Raw genomic sequence first — 4472 nt, 5'->3', positions numbered from 1 at the left:
TGTAATTCCCGCTATTAGGGCTTACTCGGGACTTCCACCCGTTAGAAAATGCTCATGCCGAGCGTACAATAAAAAAGCAATGCCGCTATATGCATCATTGCTTTTCAGTTATATAAGAAGCTAATTTTCAAATGTGTAAATACCCCTTATTTATTACGTTTAATAATATAGTCTAAATAAGTACTAAGCGACTGTTTAATGACAGGATTGCTAATTTTAGTATCAATAAAAACCTTAGCTTTAGCATGATACCTCTTCATACACTCTTCAGCATATTCTATGCCCCCCTTTTCTTTTGCAAATGTTACCAGCTCCTCTATCTCCTTACTACTTATAGAAAGCATTTTTGCTTTACGAGCCAGCATCATCATACGCTCATCACCAGTCTTATTAAGTGCATATATTAATGGTAAGGTTAGCTTTCCTTCGGTTAAATCGTTCCCTGTAGGCTTTCCTATCTCCTTTTCCGATTCGAAATAATCGAAAATATCATCGCGTATCTGAAAAATCATTCCTATGTTTTTACCAAAAGCTCGTGCTAAAGCAACATCTTCTTCTGAAACGCCAGCACTCTCTGCACCTATAGCAGCGCATATTTCAAATAATATAGCTGTCTTTCGTGCAATGATTTCCAAATAAGCAGCCTCTGTAATCTCTTCACGTTTTATATTAGAAAGCTGCAATATTTCGCCATCACTAAGCGTTTGCCCAAGCTCTGCAAGATACTTCACTATACTGTTACTATTAGTATATCCCACTTGCTGCAACGCTGTAGAAAGCACATAATCGCCCACTAACACTGCCACCTTATTATTATAAGAAGCATTTACGCTGGCCTGTCCTCTACGCTCATTACTCTCGTCTACAACATCATCATGTATCAATGATGCCGTATGAAGCAGCTCTAAGCCAACTGCAGCATGCTGCGTTGTCGGCGAAACTTTCCCAAAACTCTTAGCTATCAATAATATAAGAATGGGGCGCATACGTTTTCCACCACGCTGCTTAATGTGGTGTAACACTTGTGTTAACAGACCATCTTCATGATCTAACGATGAATTAAAAAGATCAATAAAGTCGTTTAATTCCGATTCTATAGGTCGTTTTATAATTGATAAAGTATCCATTCACTCATTGATATATGATACAAAATTACTTATTTTATCGGAGATTATGGAAATATATTAGTAATTTTACACCTAAAATATATATAATTATGGATAAAATATTTCTAATAGATGCCTACGCCTTAATATTTCGCTCATACTATGCTTTTATAAAAAACCCTCGTATAAACTCAAAAGGTCTGAACACATCAGCCATAATGGGCTTTTTTAATACCCTTCATGAGGTTATTACAAAAGAGCAACCTACCCATATTGGTGTAGCTTTCGATGTAGGTAAAACTTTTCGCAATGAAGCTTTTCCACAATATAAAGCACAAAGAGAAGCTACACCAGAAGACATAAAGCTATCAGTACCTTATATACAAGACATTCTTAAAGCCATGCACATTCCTATACTGCAAGCCGACGGTTTCGAGGCAGATGATGTTATAGGAACCCTTGCTACCCGTTTTAGTGCCGATGGAATCGATACTTTTATGCTTACACCTGATAAGGATTATGGCCAACTAATAGGTAGTCATGTTTATATGTACCGTCCTCGTCATGGTGGAGGATACGAAATATTAGGCGAAAAAGAAATAAAAGAAAAATATAATATACCAAAGACATCACAGGTAATAGACTTACTTGCATTAATGGGCGATGCTGCTGACAACTTTCCGGGCTGTCCGGGTGTAGGAGAAAAGACTGCATCTAAACTAATCAACGAGTTTGGCTCTATTGATAACATACTTTCTAATACCGATAAAATCAAAGGAAAACTAAAAGAAAAAATAGAAAACGCTGTAGATGATATTAAGATGTCTAAATTTTTAGCCACTATACGCCGCGATGTTCCTATTAATATAAAACTGGACGACCTAAAAACAAAAGAACCAGATATAAATAAGCTACACGAAATATTTACTGAATTAGAATTTCGTAACCTACTAAATAAATATGTTAAGAACAGCAAAGAAATAGCTAAAAACGTAAATAATCAGCTCGATTTATTTGACGAAAATACGGGCGAAGATACGAACAGCAGCATTTTATCCGATTTTAAAAGCCTCAAATCAGTACACTACGAATACCAACTAATTGATAATGAGGAAGAAGCTATACGTGTTTGTGATTTTTTATTTACATCTGATATTTTAAGTTTAGATACAGAAACCACCTCTACCAATACAATGCAAGCAGAATTAGTAGGACTTAGCTTTTCCATAGAGCCTAATAAGGCTTTCTACATAGCTATTCCTTCTGATAGAGATAAAGCGCAAAAAATGGTAAATATCTTCAAGCCACTATATGAAGAAGATAAGATATTAAAGATAGGTCAGAATATTAAGTACGATTACGAGGTGCTTGCTCAATATGGCATCAACATAAAGGGCAAGATGTTCGATACCATGATAGCTCATTACCTTATACAACCTGAGCTACATCACAACATGGATTATATGGCAGAAACGCTGCTTAACTATAAAACAATACACATCGATGAGCTTATCGGAGCAAAAGGAAAAGAGCAGAAAAACATGCGCAACCTCTCCCCTACTTCTATATACGAATATGCTTGTGAGGACGCCGATATTACTTTACAGTTATATAATGTACTCTTACCAAAGCTAAAAGATGTAAATGCTGAAAAACTTTTTTGGGATATAGAGATGCCTCTCGTAAGAGTTTTAGCTAACATGGAGATGAACGGAGTATGCTTAGATACAGACGCTTTACAAGAAACCTCTAACATTTTCACCAAACGTATGCAGACTTACGAAGCACAAATATACGAGCAAGCGGGCGAAAAGTTTAATATATCAAGCCCCAAGCAAGTAGGCGATATTCTCTTTGGAAAGATGCAAATAATGGAAAAACCTAAGAAAACAAAGAAAGGGCAGTATGTTACTAATGAAGAGGTATTGCAAAGTTTGGAAGCATCTTCACCTATTGTTCGCAACATACTTAACTATAGAGGCATTAAAAAGCTATTAGGCACTTATGTAGATGCTCTTCCTAAACTTATTAATAAGCGCACCGGACGCATTCACACATCGTTTAATCAAGCCCTTACAGCTACAGGAAGGCTGTCTTCAAGCGACCCCAATCTGCAAAATATTCCTGTTAGAACAGACGATGGAAAGGAAATTCGCAAGTGCTTTATCCCCGAGCCTGAATGTGTGTTTTTTTCGGCAGATTATAGCCAAATAGAACTTCGTATAATGGCACATCTTAGCAAAGATGAAAACATGATAGAAGCCTTTCGTAGCGGTTATGATATCCACAGGGCAACAGCTGCAAAAATATGGCACATTCCTATGGAAGATGTTACAGACACACAACGCAAAAAAGCTAAACAAGCTAACTTCGGTATTATATACGGTATTACTACTTATGGTCTAGCACAACGTATGGGAATACCAAACAATGAAGCTAAAAAACTTATAGAAGACTATTTCAACACTTTCCCTAAAGTACATGATTTTATGGAAAGTGCTAAAGAATTAGCTCGAAAAAAGGGTTATGCTGAAACTATCTTTGGACGTCGCCGGTATCTTAACGACATCAACAGCAAGAACTCTACTGTACGAGGTTTTGCCGAACGTAACGCCATAAATGCTCCTATTCAGGGCACAGAAGCTGACATTATAAAAGTAGCTATGATACGTATATATGAAAGATTCTGCCGTGAAAACATTCGCTCTAAGATGATATTACAAGTACACGACGAACTGAATTTTTCTGTTTTCCCTGACGAAAAAGAACGTGTAGAGCACATCGTTTTAGAAGAAATGCAGGCTGCCTGCACTCTCAGAGTTCCACTTATAGCCGATGCAGGATGGGGTGAAAACTGGTTAGAAGCACACTAATTAGCAAGTTTTTATCACTTACCCCCCCCCTATTTCTTATACCTATAAACGATATAAGAAACAGGGGGAGATTTATTTACCATATAAATATCATACGTTAAGCATAATATATATATCTATAATCTCAACTTCTTTGCAACCGATTGAGACAACTTCATTATAGGAACTGACACACTTATAGAAACTAATAGTAAGGCAGCATAAATTAACAAAGGTAATTTAAAACTATAAATGAACTTAGGAAAAAGATGAATACAGAAAAAACTATGTGTTAACCAAATTACCATAGAATACTTTCCCATAAAATATAAAAATGACCTAAAGACACCTTTAACATTAAGATGTATAAATAGAAAAATAAAAACAAAGCTGTAAAAAGGATCAAAAGCCATCGTTCTTATAAAACATTTTAAAGATAAGTAACTAATCAAAATTAAGCGACATGTTTAGAGAAGTTTATACGCAACCCCTTTCCGATATCTGCCAAAGCTCT

Annotated in this window: 2 protein-coding genes; one reads left to right on the top strand and one right to left on the bottom strand. The window is 36.0% G+C overall.

The window, feature by feature from the left end:
* Positions 1-146 precede the first annotated feature (146 nt).
* Complete coding sequence (locus AC1DCD_RS10035) at positions 147-1127, bottom strand: polyprenyl synthetase family protein (RefSeq protein WP_019036906.1); 981 nt, start codon at positions 1125-1127, stop codon at positions 147-149.
* Between the two features lie 89 nt (positions 1128-1216).
* Here AC1DCD_RS10035 and polA point away from each other — a divergent pair, with 89 nt between their 5' ends.
* A complete protein-coding gene (gene polA, locus AC1DCD_RS10030; RefSeq protein WP_060932425.1) occupies positions 1217-3979 on the top strand; it encodes a DNA polymerase I in 2763 nt (920 codons plus the stop codon).
* The last annotated feature ends 493 nt before the right edge of the window (positions 3980-4472 follow it).

Source organism: Prevotella sp. C0209C1 (assembly GCF_056583855.1).
This window is presented reverse-complemented; position numbering and strand designations above follow the sequence as displayed.